The organism is Rhizobium sp. FY34, assembly GCF_005222845.1.
Classification (GTDB): Bacteria; Pseudomonadota; Alphaproteobacteria; order Rhizobiales; family Rhizobiaceae; genus Neorhizobium.
This window is the reverse complement of sequence record NZ_STFZ01000013.1, coordinates 28,657-46,323: the sequence shown is the minus strand read 5'-3', so window position 1 is coordinate 46,323 and position 17,667 is coordinate 28,657. Positions and strand designations below refer to the sequence as shown.

Annotated in this window: 18 protein-coding genes; 8 read left to right on the top strand and 10 right to left on the bottom strand. The window is 56.9% G+C overall.

Annotated features, from left to right (window positions below; genetic code table 11):
• Positions 1-201 precede the first annotated feature (201 nt).
• From gyrB to E8M77_RS10680, 5 genes are all read right to left on the bottom strand, one after another.
• Positions 202-2,637 carry a DNA topoisomerase (ATP-hydrolyzing) subunit B gene (gene gyrB / locus E8M77_RS10700; protein WP_137130634.1) on the bottom strand — a complete coding sequence of 812 codons (2,436 nt, stop codon included), beginning with the start codon at positions 2,635-2,637 and terminating at the stop codon, positions 202-204.
• Positions 2,638-2,770: 133 nt separating this feature from the next.
• Positions 2,771-3,136 carry a helix-turn-helix transcriptional regulator gene (locus E8M77_RS10695; RefSeq protein WP_137130633.1) on the bottom strand — a complete coding sequence of 122 codons (366 nt, stop codon included), beginning with the start codon at positions 3,134-3,136 and terminating at the stop codon, positions 2,771-2,773.
• Entirely contained in the window at positions 3,133-3,687 is a 555-nt protein-coding gene (locus E8M77_RS10690; protein ID WP_137130632.1) for a Smr/MutS family protein, read from the bottom strand. Before E8M77_RS10690 ends, E8M77_RS10695 begins: the two co-directional genes overlap by 4 nt.
• Positions 3,684-4,802 carry a murein transglycosylase A gene (locus tag E8M77_RS10685; protein ID WP_137130631.1) on the bottom strand — a complete coding sequence of 373 codons (1,119 nt, stop codon included), beginning with the start codon at positions 4,800-4,802 and terminating at the stop codon, positions 3,684-3,686. Before E8M77_RS10685 ends, E8M77_RS10690 begins: the two co-directional genes overlap by 4 nt.
• Positions 4,799-5,497 carry a Tim44/TimA family putative adaptor protein gene (locus E8M77_RS10680; protein WP_137130630.1) on the bottom strand — a complete coding sequence of 233 codons (699 nt, stop codon included), beginning with the start codon at positions 5,495-5,497 and terminating at the stop codon, positions 4,799-4,801. The genes E8M77_RS10685 and E8M77_RS10680 overlap by 4 nt, the downstream gene beginning before the upstream one ends.
• A gap of 118 nt (positions 5,498-5,615) precedes the next feature.
• Between E8M77_RS10680 and E8M77_RS10675 the strand changes: the two genes are divergently transcribed.
• On the top strand, positions 5,616-6,119 hold the full coding sequence (locus E8M77_RS10675; RefSeq protein WP_137130629.1) for an FxsA family protein: 504 nt from the start codon (positions 5,616-5,618) through the stop codon (positions 6,117-6,119).
• Between the two features lie 84 nt (positions 6,120-6,203).
• Complete coding sequence (secB, locus tag E8M77_RS10670) at positions 6,204-6,677, top strand: protein-export chaperone SecB (RefSeq protein WP_137130628.1); 474 nt, start codon at positions 6,204-6,206, stop codon at positions 6,675-6,677.
• A gap of 57 nt (positions 6,678-6,734) precedes the next feature.
• Here the strand turns inward: secB and dnaQ are convergent, their stop codons facing one another.
• From dnaQ to E8M77_RS10645, 5 genes are read right to left on the bottom strand one after another with little or no spacing between them, the layout of a single operon-like run.
• Entirely contained in the window at positions 6,735-7,430 is a 696-nt protein-coding gene (gene dnaQ, locus E8M77_RS10665; RefSeq protein ID WP_137130627.1) for a DNA polymerase III subunit epsilon, read from the bottom strand.
• Entirely contained in the window at positions 7,423-8,031 is a 609-nt protein-coding gene (gene coaE, locus E8M77_RS10660) for a dephospho-CoA kinase (RefSeq protein ID WP_137130626.1), read from the bottom strand. The genes dnaQ and coaE overlap by 8 nt, the downstream gene beginning before the upstream one ends.
• On the bottom strand, positions 8,028-8,879 hold the full coding sequence (locus E8M77_RS10655; protein ID WP_137130625.1) for a shikimate dehydrogenase: 852 nt from the start codon (positions 8,877-8,879) through the stop codon (positions 8,028-8,030). Before E8M77_RS10655 ends, coaE begins: the two co-directional genes overlap by 4 nt.
• Positions 8,872-9,471, bottom strand: a complete 600-nt coding sequence (locus E8M77_RS10650) for a Maf-like protein (protein WP_137130624.1) — start codon at positions 9,469-9,471, stop codon at positions 8,872-8,874. The genes E8M77_RS10655 and E8M77_RS10650 overlap by 8 nt, the downstream gene beginning before the upstream one ends.
• Before the next feature lie 35 nt (positions 9,472-9,506).
• The gene (locus E8M77_RS10645; protein WP_137130623.1) at positions 9,507-10,328 is read right to left on the bottom strand and encodes a pyruvate, water dikinase regulatory protein; all 822 of its coding nucleotides are present in this window, start codon (positions 10,326-10,328) and stop codon (positions 9,507-9,509) included.
• Positions 10,329-10,733: 405 nt separating this feature from the next.
• Here E8M77_RS10645 and hemE point away from each other — a divergent pair, with 405 nt between their 5' ends.
• From hemE to rsmG, 6 genes are all read left to right on the top strand, one after another.
• On the top strand, positions 10,734-11,774 hold the full coding sequence (gene hemE / locus E8M77_RS10640) for a uroporphyrinogen decarboxylase (RefSeq protein WP_137130622.1): 1,041 nt from the start codon (positions 10,734-10,736) through the stop codon (positions 11,772-11,774).
• Positions 11,764-12,306, top strand: coding sequence for a protoporphyrinogen oxidase HemJ (hemJ, locus tag E8M77_RS10635; protein ID WP_137130621.1), 543 nt, complete (start codon positions 11,764-11,766; stop codon positions 12,304-12,306). Before hemE ends, hemJ begins: the two co-directional genes overlap by 11 nt.
• A gap of 171 nt (positions 12,307-12,477) precedes the next feature.
• Positions 12,478-13,743 (top strand): transcription termination factor Rho, encoded by a 1,266-nt coding sequence (rho, locus tag E8M77_RS10630; protein WP_137130620.1) that lies wholly within the window; start codon positions 12,478-12,480, stop codon positions 13,741-13,743.
• A 64-nt stretch (positions 13,744-13,807) separates the two neighbouring features.
• Positions 13,808-15,124 (top strand): tRNA uridine-5-carboxymethylaminomethyl(34) synthesis GTPase MnmE, encoded by a 1,317-nt coding sequence (mnmE, locus tag E8M77_RS10625; RefSeq protein WP_137130619.1) that lies wholly within the window; start codon positions 13,808-13,810, stop codon positions 15,122-15,124.
• A 39-nt stretch (positions 15,125-15,163) separates the two neighbouring features.
• On the top strand, positions 15,164-17,041 hold the full coding sequence (gene mnmG, locus E8M77_RS10620) for a tRNA uridine-5-carboxymethylaminomethyl(34) synthesis enzyme MnmG (RefSeq protein ID WP_137130618.1): 1,878 nt from the start codon (positions 15,164-15,166) through the stop codon (positions 17,039-17,041).
• The gene (gene rsmG / locus E8M77_RS10615; RefSeq protein ID WP_137130617.1) at positions 17,041-17,658 is read left to right on the top strand and encodes a 16S rRNA (guanine(527)-N(7))-methyltransferase RsmG; all 618 of its coding nucleotides are present in this window, start codon (positions 17,041-17,043) and stop codon (positions 17,656-17,658) included. Before mnmG ends, rsmG begins: the two co-directional genes overlap by 1 nt.
• Positions 17,659-17,667 lie beyond the last annotated feature (9 nt).

Below are 17,667 nucleotides of genomic sequence, written 5' to 3'. Positions count from 1 at the left end.
TGCGATTTCGACATGTTCGCCTTGCCAAAGAGCCCTGCACTGCCGAAAGTTCCGTGGTCTGGAAGGGGCTGGACGCGCAACGCGGTCTCCAGCACATAGCCTGTGCGACCTCGGGTGAAGTCGATCCGTTGACAGGCCGTGAACGAGAAATGTTTCACGTGAATCAATCCACAGGAAAGATTCACGTGAAACAAAAATTGATTAGATATCGAGATTGGCAACGCTCAACGCGTTTTCCTGGATGAATTCGCGGCGCGGCTCAACCTCATCACCCATCAGGCGCGAGAAGAGGCCATCGGCATCGGTCGCGTCGTTGACGCGAACCTGCAGAAGCGAACGGACATTCGGGTCAAGCGTCGTTTCCCAAAGCTGCTCGGCGTTCATTTCGCCAAGGCCCTTATAGCGCTGCATCGATAGACCCTTGCGACCGGACGCAAAGATGGCATCCAGCAGGGCGCGGGGGCCGGCGATTTCGGTCGTGCCTTCCTTGCGTGCCAGAACCGGCGGCGTGCCATAGATGTCATGAAGTCGTGACGTCATCTGGTCGATATGGCGGGCATCGGCCGAACCGATCAGCGCGACATCGAGGAAGGCTGCTTCCTTCACGCCGCGCACCATGCGTTCAAAACGGATACCACCTTCAGGCGTGACATGGCCGGACCAGCCGCGCTCAGTTTCCTCGGCAATGATATCGAGGCGGCGAGCCACTTCGTCGGCCGTTTCCTGCGCACGGGTCGGGTTGTCGGTGAGATCGGGATTGAGAGCGCCGGCGATGGCAGCCTGCTCAACGATGGAACGGCTGTAGCGGGAATGAAGACCATCCAGAAGGGTACGAAGACGCAATGCATCGGCAATCACGTCGCGCAGATCAGCCCCTGCCCGCACTTCGCCGGAGCCAAGTGTCAGCGTCGTATCTTCGAGACCCTGGCCGATCAGGTAGTCTTCAAGCGCCTTTTCATCCTTCACATACTGCACCGACTTGCCACGCGAGACCTTATAGAGCGGCGGCTGGGCAATATAGAGATGACCGCGCTCGATCAGTTCCGGCATCTGACGGAAGAAGAACGTGAGCAGAAGCGTGCGAATATGGGCGCCGTCGACATCGGCATCCGTCATGATGATGATCTTGTGATAGCGCAGTTTGTCTGCGTTGAATTCGTCCTTGCCGATCGATGTGCCAAGAGCGGTAATCAGCGTGCCGATTTCCTGGCTGGACAGCATCTTGTCGAAACGGGCGCGTTCCACATTGAGGATCTTGCCGCGCAGAGGCAGGATCGCCTGGTTCTCGCGTGAGCGTCCCTGCTTGGCGGAACCGCCGGCGGAATCACCCTCGACGAGGAAGAGTTCGGATTTGGCCGGATCGCGCTCCGAGCAATCGGCAAGCTTGCCGGGCAGCGAGGCGATATCGAGCGCACCCTTGCGGCGGGTCAGTTCGCGCGCCTTGCGGGCGGCTTCTCGGGCAACGGCAGCCTCGACAACCTTGCCTACCAGGATCTTAGCTTCCGTCGGATGCTCTTCGAACCAGGTGCTGAGCGCCTCGTTGACGAGGTTTTCAACAACCGGTCTGACTTCCGACGAGACCAGCTTATCCTTGGTTTGCGAGGAGAATTTCGGATCCGGCACCTTGACGGACAGAACGGCGGTCAGGCCTTCACGGCAATCTTCGCCCTGCAGCGTTACCTTTTCCTTCTTGGTAATACCGGAGGAATCCGCATAGGAGGTGACCTGACGGGTCAGCGCGCCGCGGAAGCCCGCCATATGCGTGCCGCCATCGCGCTGGGGAATGTTGTTGGTGAAACACAGCATGTTTTCGTGATAGCTGTCGTTCCACCACATCGCCACTTCAACGGTAATACCATCCTTCTCGCCCTTGATAGCCACTGGCCGATCGACGAGCGGTTTCTTGGAACGGTCGAGATAGCGCACGAAAGCTTCCAGGCCGCCGTCATAGAGCATTTCTTCCTGGCGAATATCGGACTTACGCTTATCCGTCAGCAGGATGCGCACACCCGAATTCAGGAAGGCGAGTTCGCGCAGGCGATGCTCAAGCGTTGCGTAGTCGAAATCGACCTTGGTGAAGGTTTCCGTGCTGGGCAGGAAGGTGACTTCCGTTCCCGAACGTCCCTCATACTCGCCGACAACCCTCAGCGGACCGTCGGCAACCCCATGGGTGAAGCTGATTTCATGGAGCTTGCCGTTTCGGCGAACCTTCAGGTTCAGCTTAACCGACAGTGCATTTACCACTGACACGCCGACTCCGTGAAGGCCACCAGAGACCTTATAGGAGTTCTGGTCGAATTTACCGCCGGCATGCAGCTGCGTCATGATGACTTCGGCGGCAGACACGCCTTCACCGGTGTGAATATCCGTTGGAATGCCACGGCCATTGTCGGTCACGGTCACGGAGCCATCCGCATTCAGCGTCACGGTGACGATATCAGCATGGCCCGCCAGCGCTTCGTCGATCGCATTGTCAACGACCTCGTAGACCATGTGATGGAGACCCGAGCCATCGTCGGTATCGCCAATATACATGCCGGGGCGCTTGCGAACCGCGTCCAGTCCCTTCAGGACCTTGATCGAATCGGCTCCATATTCGGCACTCGCGCTGCTATCGCTGACGGGTGTATCGCTCATCAAACAACTTTCTAGTTCTTGGCTTAAGGACGGCGAAGCGGCGAATCACCGGTGTCCTTTGGGACGGACTATAGGAAGTTTCCGCCCTGATTCCAAAGTGTTGCCCCTGGAAAACAGGGGATGACATGCGCCGTTAGCCCGGTTTTCGGGCTTTTTCCAACAGCTTTGTCAAATCGTCTACCATGTCCGGTTCCAAAGAGCGAATCTGTCGCGCCAGAAGGTTGGCAAGTGCCGTGTATTGCGGCGCAAGTCCGGCCGTATCCACCACCACGCGCGGATCAGAACATTCAGCCAGCCTGAACAATTCCTCCGCCTCGTCCCAGATGATATTGAAATAACCGACGACGCGCTGGAGAAAATCAAAACTGGGCCGACCGCGACGGCCATGCTCCAGTGCCGAGAGATAGGCAGGTGACACTCCGATTGCCGTGGCCATCTCCTGCTGGCTCACACCTTTGCTGCGCCGCAGTTGACGCAGTGCCTCGCCAAACGGGGTCATAGCTCGCCTCCCCGACGACTCAGCCGCACATAGAGGGCACCCTCCCCGCCATGTTGACGGGCAGCGGTTTCATAGGAAGAGATGAGGAAGCGAAACTCGGCCTTTGAAAACCACAAGGGCACGGCCCGTTTCAGGGCACCCTCGCTGCCATAGGAACTGCCCTTGCCGGTGATTACCAGCACATGGCGCAGTCCCCGATCATGGGCGCGAAGTAGGAAGTCAAGCAACACGCCGTGCGCCTCGCTCTGGATCATGCCATGCAGATCGATACGCGCTTCGAGCGCGAGGCGACCGCGTGCAATCTTGCGCTTGACCGGCTTTTCGAGCGGATGATGCGTTCCCTTCGGCTGCTGCTTGCCAGACGGTGTGAACGTCAGCTCCTGCGCCGGATCCGATTTCATCGGCAGCTGCGCCTTCACCGGTTCGGGCTCGATCAGTTCCTGCTCAAAGGCAAGCAGATCCTCCAGACGGCCGGAGATCGGCTTGGTGGTCTTTGCCACCGTACCCCAGAGAATCCGCTCTTCCGTGCTGAGTTTTCGACCACCCCTCATGCGCCGAGTCTCGCCGCCGCATGTTTGGGCACAAGCAGAAAGAAATCGGCCGCATTTCGCACGGTGCCAGCCAATTCGCCCGCCGCATCACCGGACCCGGTGAAAATATCGCCGCGCGCCGGCCCGACAATGGCTGTGCCCGTATCGAGCGCCAGCATAAGCCGGCCGAAGGAGCGACCATCATCGAGATGCGTCAGGCTGTCAGACTGGATGAAGAACGGAAATCCGAATGTGTGGATCGACCGGTCCACCGCAAGCGAACGCCCGGCGACCAGCGGAACCTTGGCCGCCGCGATCGGCCCCTTCTCGAGCCCCTCCACATTGGCTTCCCGGAAAAAAATATAGGAACGGTTATGCCAGAGAACTTCATCCACCTTAGCCGGATTCCGAGCCAACCAGGCGCGGATGGATTGCATAGAAATCTTCTGCGGATCGATCTCTCCCCGATCCATGAGCAGGCGGCCGATTGCGGAGAACGGATGCCCGGCTTTCGCCGCATAGGTGATGCGCTGCAGTCTCCCATCCGGGTAACGCAGCCTTGCCGCCCCTTGAACATGGGCAAAGAACACATCCACCTTCGAGCGCGCCCAGGCGATCTCCAGTCCTTGTCCGTTCAGATATCCAAGATCGATATCCCGTCTGTCGGGATAGGCGTCAATCGAGCCCTCGCGCTGGCGCGCAAAGGCATAAGAGCTTCCAAGGTCCGCAGGACGATTGGAGTCATCAATGTCGACTAGATCCAGCGGACGGCGATAGAAAGGGAATTGAAAGCCGGATTCCGTAACATCAGAGACCAAGACCTCCGGCTCGTAGAAGGCCGTGACAAAGCCCTGTTCCCCGCCCGAACGCAGGATCTGAAAGGGCACGTACCGGGTTTCGAAGAATTGCCGGGCGGCATGGGCATCGGGAAAAACCTGGCCCGCTGCCTCCTGCAGCAGCACGCGCAGATCATCGGACGTCAGCCCCAGCGCGCCCGTGCGATAGGGCTTTCCCTGTTCCAAATAACTCAGACAGTCAGCCATCGCAGAAAAGAGGGGGCGGGGATCATCGATCCGCCACCCCCTCAATTCGGAGAAATCTGTCCGCCGAAGCGTATAGCTCTCTGAGTGTGTCATTGCTCGGATTCGGTCGCCACCAGTTTCCAATTCGGATCGCGTGAGCGCAGATCGCGCGCAAAGGTCCAGATATCGGTGACCTCCGCGACGGCTTCCGCATCGCCATCGATCAGGCTACCATTTTTGTCATAGGTGGCCGAGATCAGCTGGCTGACAAGGCGAATAGTGATCTGCTCGTCATGATCCTTGACCGAGGCATGTGTGATGTCGGCCTTGTCAATGCCGACAAAACTCGACTTGACCGTTTCGCCTCGCGCCTCGCGATCGTTGATCGCTGCATCAAAACCATCAAAGACATCCTTGGACAGGAGCCCCTTCAGCGTCTTGCGATCGCCATCAGCAAAGGCCATCACGATCATCTCATAGGCCATGCGTGCGCCGTTGAGAAAATCCTTGGGCCGAAAGCTCGGATCGGCCTTGGTCAGCTCGCGCAATGCGCCGTTAAGATCGGTACCAGGTTTGGCCACGGCATCGATATCGGCGAAGCGTTGCTCGTCGTCCACCTGGTCCCGACGCGGAAGCGTGACAACCTTGCCGTCATCAGTTCCTGTTGCTCTCGTTGCATCACGCGCACTGATCGGATCGAAAGGTGGCTTCTCGTGGCCGGTACGTCGGCCAAGCACGCTTCTCAATTGCAGGAAGATCAGCACCGCTGCCACAAGGAAAAACAGAGTTATGAAGTCGTTCGCGCCCATTTTCACCCGCGGTGTCGTTGGAATTTATAAGGTTCCACCTCATATAGTCTGATCTGACGATCATTCAAATACCGAGACGGTCGTTCCTCTCGTCAATGACAAGGCTTCGAAGGATATCATGCGCCGTTTCCTGTTTCCGCTTCTCTTTCTCGGTCTTCCGCTGGCGGAAATTGCCGGCTTTGTGATCGTCGGCAATTGGTTGGGGCTCTGGCCAACGCTGGCGCTCGTCATTTTATCCGGTGTCGCAGGCGCACTGCTTCTGCGGGTCCAGGGCCTGAACGTTCTGCGACAGATCAATCAGGACGGCCGTGAAGGACGGATACCGGGCGAAGCACTCGTCAATGGCGCCATGATCGTGTTTGCCGCTGTTCTCCTGGTGATTCCCGGATTTCTGACGGACATTCTGGGCATTCTCCTGTTCATCCCGGCCTTCCGAAGGCTTTTGTGGCAGATGATCGGTCAAAGGGTCGTCGTAAGAAGCAGTTATTCTCAAGCATCCGGCCCTTCCAACCGAGGCCCACACCCGAAGCAGACCCAGACGCTCGACCTTGACACGGACGATTACACCCGCACGTCGAACCCTTCTTCGCCCTGGTCCGATCGCCCCAAGGACGAGCCTTGAGCATAGGGCGCGCCCGGTCCAAGGCTTGTAAGGCTTAAATCGAAGTGGTAGACGGCGAAAAATGACCGAAGCCGAGGAACAGCAATGGCCAACGAAACCGAAACGCAGTCACCGTCGCTCACCATCCTAGCGCAATATACGAAGGACCTCTCCTTCGAGAACCCCGGTGCGCCGCGCTCGCTCCAGGCCCGTGACAAGGCTCCGGCCATCAATATCAACGTCAATGTCAACGCCAATCCGCTGTCGGAGACGGATTTTGACGTCGTGCTAACGCTGAATGCCGAAGCCAAGGATGGCGACAAGGTGGTGTTTGCGGCCGAGCTGGTTTATGGCGGCGTTTTCCGCATTACAGGTTTCCCGCAGGAACACATGCTGCCGGTTCTCTTCATCGAGTGCCCGCGCCTGCTCTTCCCATTCGCCCGTCAGATCATTTCCGATGTGACGCGCAATGGCGGCTTCCCGCCGCTGATGATCGATCCGATCGATTTCGGCCAGATGTTTGCCCAGCGCGTAGCAGAAGAACAGACCCGTTCGCAGGTTCAGCCGCTGAACAGCTGATCGGCCATAGACTTTGCAATCGATGCGAAAGCCCGGCTCGTCCGGGCTTTTTCATGTCTACTGATATCGCCCCCAGAGCGCCTTTTCACCCAGCGACTTGATGAGCGCCTGATGCGCCTCGCGGTCCTGATCATTCAGGCGCAGTGCAAGCGGTCGCGGTCGCGTAAGTGCTACGATCTCCACCTCCTCTTCCTCGACAACCTTTGTGACCTGGCCGGAATTGACCAGACCAAAAGCTGCCTGCCGTCCACCGATCATCTCGATATAGACTTCCGCCAGAAGCTCGGAGTCGAGAAGAGCCCCGTGTTTGGAGCGGTGGGAATTGTCGATGCCGTAGCGACGGCAGAGCGCATCCAGCGAATTGGGTCCCATAGGGTTCTTGCGTCGTGCCATCGACAACGTGTCGATCACATGTTCGGGCGCCACCGGCGGCAGGCCTAGACGATCAAATTCCGCATTGATGAAGCCCATGTCGAATGTCGCATTATGCGCGATCCATTTGGCACCATCGAAGAAGGCTAAGAGTTCATCGACAATCTGGCCGAAGCGCGGCTTGTCTTTGAGAAAGTCATCGGTAATGCCATGCACAGCCAAGGCGTCCGGATGCACCTTGCGGTCACCAGGATTGATATAGACGTGGAATGTCCGACCGGTCGGAAAATGGTTGAGAAGTTCGATGCCGCCAATTTCAATGATGCGGTCGAGCTTGTTTTCAAGCCCGGTTGTTTCAGTATCAAAAATGATCTCACGCATGCTTCGTTTCGCTCCGCTTACCCTGCCGTATGGCTGCGACAATATCGCGAACCCGGCTGCGGGCCTGGTCTATGCCGTGGCCCGTATCGATCATGAAATCCGCCTTCTGCCGCTTTTGCGCATCCGGAACCTGACGGGCAAGGATCATGGCGAACTTCTCTTCGCTCATGCCCGGTCTGGCAAGCACTCTTTGCCGCTGGACCTGTGGATCGCAGGTCACCACCACGATAACATCCACCCGGTCGGCCGCCCCGCTTTCAAACAGAAGCGGTATATCGAGCAGCACCATTTTTGCGCCGCTCGCCCTTTGGTGATCCAAAAAGAGCTGCTCTTTCTGTCGTACCAAAGGGTGAACGATGGCTTCCAGTTCGGAAAACCGTTGCGGCTCTGCTGCGAGCTGACGCGCCAGCTCGGCGCGGTCTATGCTGCCATCCTTCACAGTCCCCGGAAATGCGGCACCCACAGGCGCAACCGCCTCGCCCTGATAAAGCGCATGCACCACGGCATCGGCGTCGTTGACCGGAATTCCTTCATCGGCAAACAGGAGAGCTGTCGTGGACTTTCCCATGCCGATCGAGCCTGTCAGTCCGATGCGGATCATACGTGGCGCTCCATGTCCTTGATAATCATGGCCCGCAGCGCCTCATCCACCTGCGGCCTTTGCCCGAACCATTTTTCAAAGCCGGGCACGGCCTGGTGCAGCAACATGCCAAGTCCATCGACCGTCCTCATCCCTTGCGCCTTTGCCTGGGTAAGGATCGGAGTTTCCAGTGGCACATAGACAATGTCTGTGACAACAGCGCCGGGTGCAAGCAATGAAAAGTCCAGCGTAATGGATCCTTCACCATCCATGCCAAGCGATGTCGTGTTGATGAAGAGGCCAGCGCCCTGCATGAGTTCCGGCAAGGCGTCCATGGCATGGGCGTGAACGCGCTCGCCAAAGCGGTCGGCGAGTTCCTGCGCTCGTGAAAGTGTTCGATTGACCACATGGATCTCGCCGATCCCACGATTGCGCACGGCCTGAATGATGGCCCGGCTTGCCCCACCTGCCCCCAGCACGACGGCCGATCCGACCTGATCCCAGCCGGTGGCGCGCTCATCCAGATTGGCGGTAAAACCGTAACCATCCGTATTAGTCGCCTTGAGAGCACCGTCTTCCAGCCATAGTGTATTGGCAGCACCCAGTTCCTGCGCCAGTGTATCCGGCTGGTCGGCCAACTGGTAGGCTCGCTCCTTGTGCGGAATGGTAACATTACCGCCGCGATAGGTCTGTTCCGTTTTCAGCAATCGGATGAAGCTCTCAAATTCATCCGGCGGAATCTCGATTGCGCGATAGTCCCCGGCAATGCCGAACTGCCGCAGCCAGTGACCATGGATCAGCGGCGAACGCGAATGGCGAATGGGCGTGCCGACCACGAAAGCCTTCAACGTTTCACGTGAATCAGCCATTAATCGCTCCAAGCTCGCGTAGGGCCTGCAGCAAGGGCAGCATGGGCAGGCCAAGTATGGTGAAATAGTCGCCATCGATTGCGGTAAAAAGCTGAATGCCCAGACCTTCGAGCTGATAGGCTCCGACACTGAGCAGCACGGCGTCGCCGGCCTGATCGAGATAGTCCTCGACAAATGCATCGCTCAAAGCCCGGACGGATAGCGCGGCTGTTGCCACCGTCTGCCATACTACCTCGCCATCCTTGGCAATCACCACGCCGCTGTTGAGGTGATGGGTCTTTGCCGACAGAGACATCAGGTTTTCATGAGCTTCTATCCGAGTTCGCGGCTTGTGATAGACCCGTTCACCGAGAGACATGGTCTGATCCGAACCGATAACGAAGGCACCCGGAAAATGCCGGCAGACATCCAGAGCCTTGGCCCGCGCAAGTTCCAGTGCCACGATGTGAGGGGCCGCATGCCCCTCTTCCAGCGATGCTTCGATAGACCGTTCGTCGATCTCAGCGGCGCGCGCTTCAAAGCTCAGACCGGCATTCTGCATCAGCATGCGGCGGAAGGGACTGGAGGAAGCAAGGACAAGCTGCTGGGTCACAATAATTTCCCGACGCGTGAAACACTGGATCGGGATTAACGCAGCTTCGGACGCAGAGCAACGATTGCCGCTGCGGTTTCCTCGATCGAGCGGCGTGTCACATCGATGACCGGCCATTGGTGGCGGGCGCAAAGCGAACGCGCATATTTCAGTTCCTCATTGATATTGGCCCGGTCGGTATAATGGCTCCGGTCAAAGCCGGTTGTCGCACCAAGCTCGCGGTTTTCCCTCACCTGCGAAATACGGTCGGTGGTGGCGATCAGTCCAACGATCAATGGCTTGGTTGCCACAAGCAGGCTTTCAGGCAGAGCCACGCCCGGAACGATGGGGATATTTGCGGTTTTGACACCCCGATTGGCCAGATAGATGCTGGTCGGGGTTTTCGAGGTTCGGCTGATGCCGATGATCACCACATCCGCTTCGTCATAGCTTTCCGGCATCTGGCCGTCATCGTGATCCATGGCAAAATTCAACGCCTCGATGCGGCGGAAATAATCCGCATTCAAGGCATGCTGTGCCCCAACCCGTCTCAGAGACCTTGCGCCGAGATAGGCCTGGAATGTCGCCAGAACCGGTTCCAGGAGATTGACAACCGGAACTCCGATGTCGCGGCAGCGCTGATCAACATGATCGGCCAGTTCCTGGTCCACGATCGTATAAAGAACAATGCCCGGCTTTTCGTCGATCGATTGCAGGACAGGCATCAACTGCCGTTTGTTACGGATCAGCGGATAGACATGCTCGATGGCCATCGCATTGCGAAACTGGGCAGATGCTGCGCGACCGGCAGAGATCAGCGTTTCGCCCGTGGAGTCAGATATCAGATGCAGATGAAAGAAGCTTTTGCGGTTCTCCACGTTATTCTTCTGCCTCTGTTCATAACCTGGGACAATGGAAGGGTTCCTAAGCGCGGCACGCCCGCACTCGGGATAACCTCGACTTTATCCACATTCAGCATGACTGTGGGGCCTGTGTCACAGCCCTTGTGGGTAATGTGGACAAGCGCAATCTCTTAGGTCGCGATTCATATCTTATCCACAGGTTGTCACCCATTAGAATAGGCGACAAACAATTGATTTTAAAGATAAAATATCGAAAATTCCCGTATCGAGGAGAATTGGCGTCGATTTTATCTCTCAACGTTCTGATTGTCGCAGTCTGACTGTCTGGACTGTGCAAGAGAAAGGATCCTTGATAGTCACCGACTCTAAGAATCATAAAATCTAAGATTCTAGATTTCTTTCTTTATTGGAGGACACCACTTGGCCACAGAACGCCGAAAGGTTATCGAGGTTTTGAATGGTGCAACCGTTTCACCTCCACCCATCTGGCTCATGAGACAGGCAGGCCGCTATCTCCCGGAATATCGTCAGACGCGGGGGAAGGCTGGAAGCTTCCTGAACCTCTGTTATTCGCCGGATCTGGCAACTGAAGTCACGTTGCAGCCGATCCGGCGTTACGCTTTTGACGCGGCAATCCTGTTTTCCGATATTCTCGTCATTCCCGATGGGCTTAACCGCAATGTGCATTTCGTCGAAGGTTCGGGACCGCGGATGGATCCGATTGACGAGGCTGGCATCCTTGCACTGAAACCTGAAGGGGTTCTGGACCACCTGCAGCCGGTCATGCAGGCCGTTGGACAGATCCGTGCAGCCCTGCCGCCCCAAACGACGCTGCTCGGCTTCTGCGGGGCGCCCTGGACGGTTGCGACCTACATGATCGCAGGGCACGGCACGCCGGACCAGGCACCTGCCCGCTTGTTCGGCTATCGCCATCCGCAGGCCTTTGCGCAGCTGCTCGCCGTTCTTGCAGAAATTTCCGCGGACTATCTTGTCGCGCAGATCGATGCGGGTGCCGATGCCGTGCAGATTTTTGACAGCTGGGCAGGGGTTCTCGGTGAAGCCGAATTTGAGACCTATGCGATTGCACCGGTTCGCCGGATCATCCAATCGGTGAAGGCCCGGCGGCCGGATGCAAAAATCATCGCCTTTGCCAAAGGAGCGGGCATGAACCTGCGCCATTATCGCCAGAAGACCGGTGCCGACATGATTGGCCTCGATTGGTCCGTTCCCTTGAGTTTTGCAGCCGAGTTGCAAAAGGATGGCCCTATTCAGGGCAATCTCGATCCAATGCGGGTGGTCGCCGGCGGCAAGGCTCTTGATGACGGGATCGATGCCATTCTCCAGGTGCTTGGCCAGGGTCCTCTCGTGTTCAACCTCGGTCACGGTATCACTCCGGAGGCCAATCCGGATCATGTGACGCAGCTCGTCAACCGTGTACGGGGCTTGGGGAATGGCAGCTGAAAAACAGATTTCGGCTTCCGCCGGCAAGCGCGCCTCTCTGCGCGCCGGCATTGCCATCGGAATTTTTGTCGGCTTGATCGCCCTCGTCTATGTGCTTCAGCCCGACAGTTTCAGCCGGTGGATCACGGCCTTTCACGTGATTGCGGTCATCGCCTGGATGGCCGGTCTGTTCTACATGCCACGGCTTTTCGTCTATCACACCGATGCGCAACCGGGATCGGTTCAGTCTGAAACCTTCAAGGTGATGGAAGGCCGGCTTCTGAAAGTGATCATGAATCCTGCCATGATGATCAGCTGGGTGCTCGGGCTTTACCTTGCCTGGTCGGTGTATGGATTCCAGGGTGGTTGGCTGCATGCAAAAATTCTGCTTGTCATTCTGCTCACGCTCGCCCACATGCATCAGAGCCATGCAGTTCGTCAGTTTTCGGTGGACGCGCCACGCCGATCGGCCCGCTATTGGCGCATGATGAACGAAATTCCGACTGTTCTCATGATGTTGATTGTCATCCTCGTGATCGTGAAGCCGTTTTGATCGAGAAGAAATACTTCTCCCCCCTTGCGGCGAATGGGTGAAGTCGCTATTTTCTGCGCCAATCCTTCTCTCGTGGCTCGTGTGTAATCTCTTCATCCTCCCCGGTCTCCCTGGGGATGCGACATCCACAGACACGCCATTTCCCTCGAATTTCCAAAGCGGTCCCTCTTCATGGCTGAAATGAAGCTTCAAGAACTTAAGAGCAAGTCGCCGACCGACCTGCTGACCTTCGCCGAATCGCTGGAGGTCGAAAACGCGAGCACCATGCGCAAGCAGGAATTGATGTTCGCGATCCTCAAGGTCTTGGCCAGTCAGGATGTCGAAATCATTGGCGAAGGCGTGGTGGAACTCTTGCAGGATGGATTCGGCTTCCTGCGTTCGGCCAATGCCAATTATCTGCCGGGCCCGGATGACATCTACATTTCCCCCTCGCAGATCCGTCGTTTCTCGCTGAAGACCGGCGATACGGTGGAAGGCCCTATCCGTGGACCCAAGGAAGGCGAACGTTATTTTGCCTTGCTGAAGGTCAACACGATCAATTTCGACGATCCTGAAAAGATCCGTCACAAGGTTCATTTCGACAATCTGACGCCGCTCTATCCCAATGAGCGCTTCAAGATGGAACTGGACATTCCGACCTCCAAGGATCTGTCGGCCCGCGTGATCGATCTGGTGGCGCCGCTTGGTAAGGGTCAGCGCGGTCTGATCGTTGCACCGCCACGCACGGGTAAGACGGTTCTTCTACAAAATATTGCCCATTCGATCACTGCAAACCATCCGGAATGCTATTTGATCGTTCTCCTCATCGATGAACGGCCAGAAGAGGTCACGGACATGCAGCGCTCGGTCAAGGGCGAAGTGGTGTCGTCCACCTTCGATGAACCAGCGGTCCGCCACGTTCAGGTGGCCGAAATGGTCATTGAAAAGGCCAAGCGTCTTGTCGAGCATGGCCGTGACGTGGTCATTCTGCTCGATTCGATCACACGCCTTGGCCGCGCCTACAACACGGTTGTGCCCTCCTCCGGCAAGGTTCTAACCGGCGGCGTGGATGCCAATGCGCTGCAGCGCCCGAAGCGCTTCTTTGGCGCCGCCCGTAACATCGAAGAAGGCGGCTCGCTGACGATCATTGCAACAGCCCTCATCGATACGGGCAGCCGCATGGACGAAGTCATCTTTGAAGAGTTCAAGGGCACCGGCAATTCGGAAATTGTCCTGGACCGCAAGGTCGCTGACAAGCGCATCTTCCCGTCGATGGACATCCTGAAATCCGGCACCCGCAAGGAAGACCTGCTGGTGCCGCGCCAGGATCTCCAGAAGATCTTCGTGCTGCGTCGTATCCTGGCGCCGATGGGCACCACCGATGCGATCGAATTCCTCATCGACAAGCTGAAGCAGACGAAGAACAATGGCGACTTCTTCGACTCGATGAACACCTGATCAGTAGCCGGATTCATATCTCCCACGGAGGTGTTTATCCGGAGTTTTCCGAAAGCCTTGCAGCATGAAGATTTCGGATACGATATTTGCCCTGTCCAGCGGTGCGGCGCCTTCGGGCGTCGCTGTCGTTCGGGCCAGCGGTCCAAATGCCATGGCAGCTGCGCAAACTCTGATAGTTGATCTGCCTGAAACGCGCGGCATGTATCTCCGATCGATTCGTAACCGGAACGGCTTGCTCATTGATCGCGCCTTAATCTTGGTGTTCCCTGCTCCGCAGTCATTTACCGGCGAAACTTGTATAGAATTCCAGCTGCATGGCGGTAGAGCTGTGATTGTCGCGCTTCTCAACGAGTTGCAGGCGCTGGGGCTTCGGCCGGCCGAGGCAGGAGAATTCACCAAGCGTGCGTTCGAGAACGGCAAGCTTGACCTGGTCGAAGTTGAAGGCCTTGGCGATCTAATTTCTGCCGATACGGAAATGCAGCGTCGCCTGGCGATCGAGCAGAGCAATGGCGGGCTGTCACAGCTCTATATGGATTGGGCAGAGCGCCTGACGCGCGCACGCGCGTTGATCGAGGCAGAGATCGACTTTGCTGACGAAGATGATGTTCCAGGCTCTGTTTCCGATTTGGTCTGGGCCGATGTCGAGCGGATCTTCAAGGAGATCCAGCAGCAGATGATGGCCACGGAGAAAGCAGGCTCGGTCCGCGACGGGTTCAAGGTTGTCATCGCAGGGCCGCCCAATGCCGGAAAATCCAGTTTCCTCAATGCTATAGCGAAGCGTGATGTGGCGATCGTGACTGAGATTGCCGGCACAACGCGCGATGTGCTCGAAATTGATCTGGACATGAATGGCTTTCTCGTTCGCTTCTCCGATACGGCTGGCCTACGGGAAACGCAGGATGTCGTTGAATTGGAAGGCGTCAGGCGGGCACGCAGAGCGATCTCTAGCGCGGATTTGGTCCTTTGGATGCAAGGAATCGATTCGGAAGCGGAACAAATACCCATTGAGATGGATAGTGTTCCACTTCTGCGGGTCGCAACCAAAGGCGATCTTCGAACGCAGGTCCATCCGGCGGATCAAACTAATATCGTGATATCGGTGAACACTGGCGACGGGCTGGAAGAGTTGCGTCGGCATATCCTCAATCGTGTCGAAGAGAATTGGGCCTCTATCGGTGCGCTGGGCGCAGGTCGGCTGCGCCATCTCACGCATCTCCAGCGGGCTTCCAATTTTGTTGCAGACGCGCTATCAGGATCCGAACTGGATCTGCGGGCGGAAGACCTCCGCCTCGCGGCAGAATCCCTTGGACGTATTACCGGAAGAGTGGATGTCGAGGATTTGCTCGACGTCATTTTCTCCGAGTTCTGCGTCGGTAAGTGACTCACGTGAAACACTGCCATGGCAGTGGTTGGTGACCCAATGAACAGCTTTGATGTCATTATTATTGGCGGCGGGCATGCCGGCTGCGAAGCCGCATCGGCCGCCGCGCGCATTGGCGCCAAGACCGCCTTGGTAACCCACCATCGCGCCACACTGGGTGTCATGTCCTGCAATCCAGCCATTGGCGGATTGGGCAAGGGCCATCTTGTTCGCGAGATTGATGCGCTCGGCGGCTTGATGGGCAAGATGGCCGATGCCGCAGGCATTCAGTTTCGTATCCTCAACCGGAAGAAAGGTCCAGCGGTTCGCGGACCCCGTACCCAGGCCGACCGCCGTCTTTACCGGGATGCCATGCGGGCAGCGCTGGAAGCGCATGTCAATCTGACAATTATCGAAGGCGATGCCTTTGATCTTATCCAAGACAATGGTTCAGTTACTGGTGTCGTGCTGAAAGACGGTCGTCAGATCTCGTCGAAATCAGTTGTGCTGACGACCGGTACTTTCTTGCGCGGTTTGATCCACATTGGCAACCAAACGACTCCAGCGGGCCGCATGGGAGAGGCGCCATCCGAAGGCTTGTCAGGCACATTGATGCGGCTCGGTATTTCCCTTGGCCGGCTTAAGACCGGCACGCCGGCACGCCTCAATGGTAAGACGATCGACTGGGATTCTATTGGTCGACAAGAGGCTGATGACGAACTTGTGCCATTCTCCTTCATGACCGACAGTATAACCAATCGACAGGTCGCCTGCGGTGTTACACGTACGGTGGATGCGACCCATAAGATCATCGCTGACAATATCGGCCAGTCAGCTATGTATTCGGGGCAGATCAAGGGCATTGGTCCACGCTATTGCCCATCGATTGAAGACAAGATCGTGCGATTTGGCGAACGAGACGGACATCAGGTCTTTCTGGAACCCGAGGGTCTCGATGATGACACCGTCTATCCCAATGGTATTTCGACATCGCTGCCAGCCTCGGTTCAGGAAGCTTTCATCCGAACCATTCCGGGTCTCGAAAGGGTAGAGATCCTTCAGCCAGGCTATGCCATTGAGTATGATCACATCGACCCGCGTGAGTTGACGGCTGATCTGCAGATGAAGGCCCTGCCCGGCCTCTATCTAGCGGGCCAAATCAACGGAACGACTGGGTATGAAGAGGCCGGTGCTCAAGGCCTGGTCGCCGGCCTGAACGCGGCGCGGAAGGCTTTTGGGTCGCAGCCACATATCTTCAGTCGGACCGATTCTTATATCGGCGTGATGATTGATGATCTGACCAGCCGCGGTGTCAGTGAACCCTATCGTATGTTCACCTCTCGGGCAGAGTATCGCCTATCGCTTCGCGCAGACAATGCCGATGTACGTTTGACACCGACAGCCATTGCACTCGGTCTGGCGGATCGGTCCCGCATTGAACGTTTTACCACCTATCTGTTGGAGCTGGATGAAGGGCGTTCTCAGCTCAAGTCCCTGTCTGTGACGCCGAATGAGGCTTTGGTTGGCGGCATAAAACTGAACCAGGACGGTCAGCGGCGTACTGCCTTTGAACTCCTGTCCTATCCGGACATTGATATGGTCGACATCTGCCGGATCTGGCCAGAACTCTCCGATTTGCGCAAACCTGTTTCAGAGGCCCTACAAATAGAAGCCGGATATTCAGTTTACCTGGAAAGACAGCAGTCGGATATTCAGTCCGTGCGGCGCGATGAAGATCGTCTGATTCCGCTGGATTTCGATTTTTCTGATGTGTCCGGGCTGTCGAATGAACTGAAGGTGAAGTTGAAAGCGGTTCGGCCGCGTAACATAGCCCAAGCGGCGAAAATCGATGGTATGACTCCGGCTGCTCTGGCGCTCATACTGGCCTTGGTTAAGAAAGCTGCAATTGCGACGCAGCGTGAGTTGCGAGTCTCCTGATGGAACTGAACGGCATACGTGTTTCACGTGAAACAGTGATTCGCCTGGAGCGCTTCGCATCCCTCTTCGAAAAATGGGCAAAGACGATCAATCTGGTTGCGCCATCAACAAAGGCGGATCTTTGGCAGCGTCACATTGCTGATAGTGCTCAGATTTTCCAGTTGGCACCCAAGCCGGCCATTTGGGTCGATCTTGGATCAGGCGGCGGCTTCCCAGGAATTATCACCGCTATTTTTCTGGCGGAACTCGGTGACGGATGGGTTCATCTTGTCGAAAGTAATCAGAAGAAAGCATCTTTTCTGCGTACAGCGCTTATGGAGACGGGCGGGCGTGGTAGCGTCCACCCCATACGCATCGAATCAGCCGGCCAGGACATTCCTCGCTGCGATCATATTTCCGCGCGTGCGCTGGCCGATCTTCCGACTCTCCTCGCCTATTGCTCACACTGGATGCTTCAAGCAGGTGACGTTACAGCCTTTCTGCATAAAGGACGGGATTACGCGGCAGAAGTGGCGAATGCGAATAGTCGCTGGAGCTTCGATCTGGTACAACATGAAAGCCGAGTTGAACAAGACTCCGTAATCCTGGAAATTTCCGGGCTCCGGCGCAAGGTTTGACCTCATTTG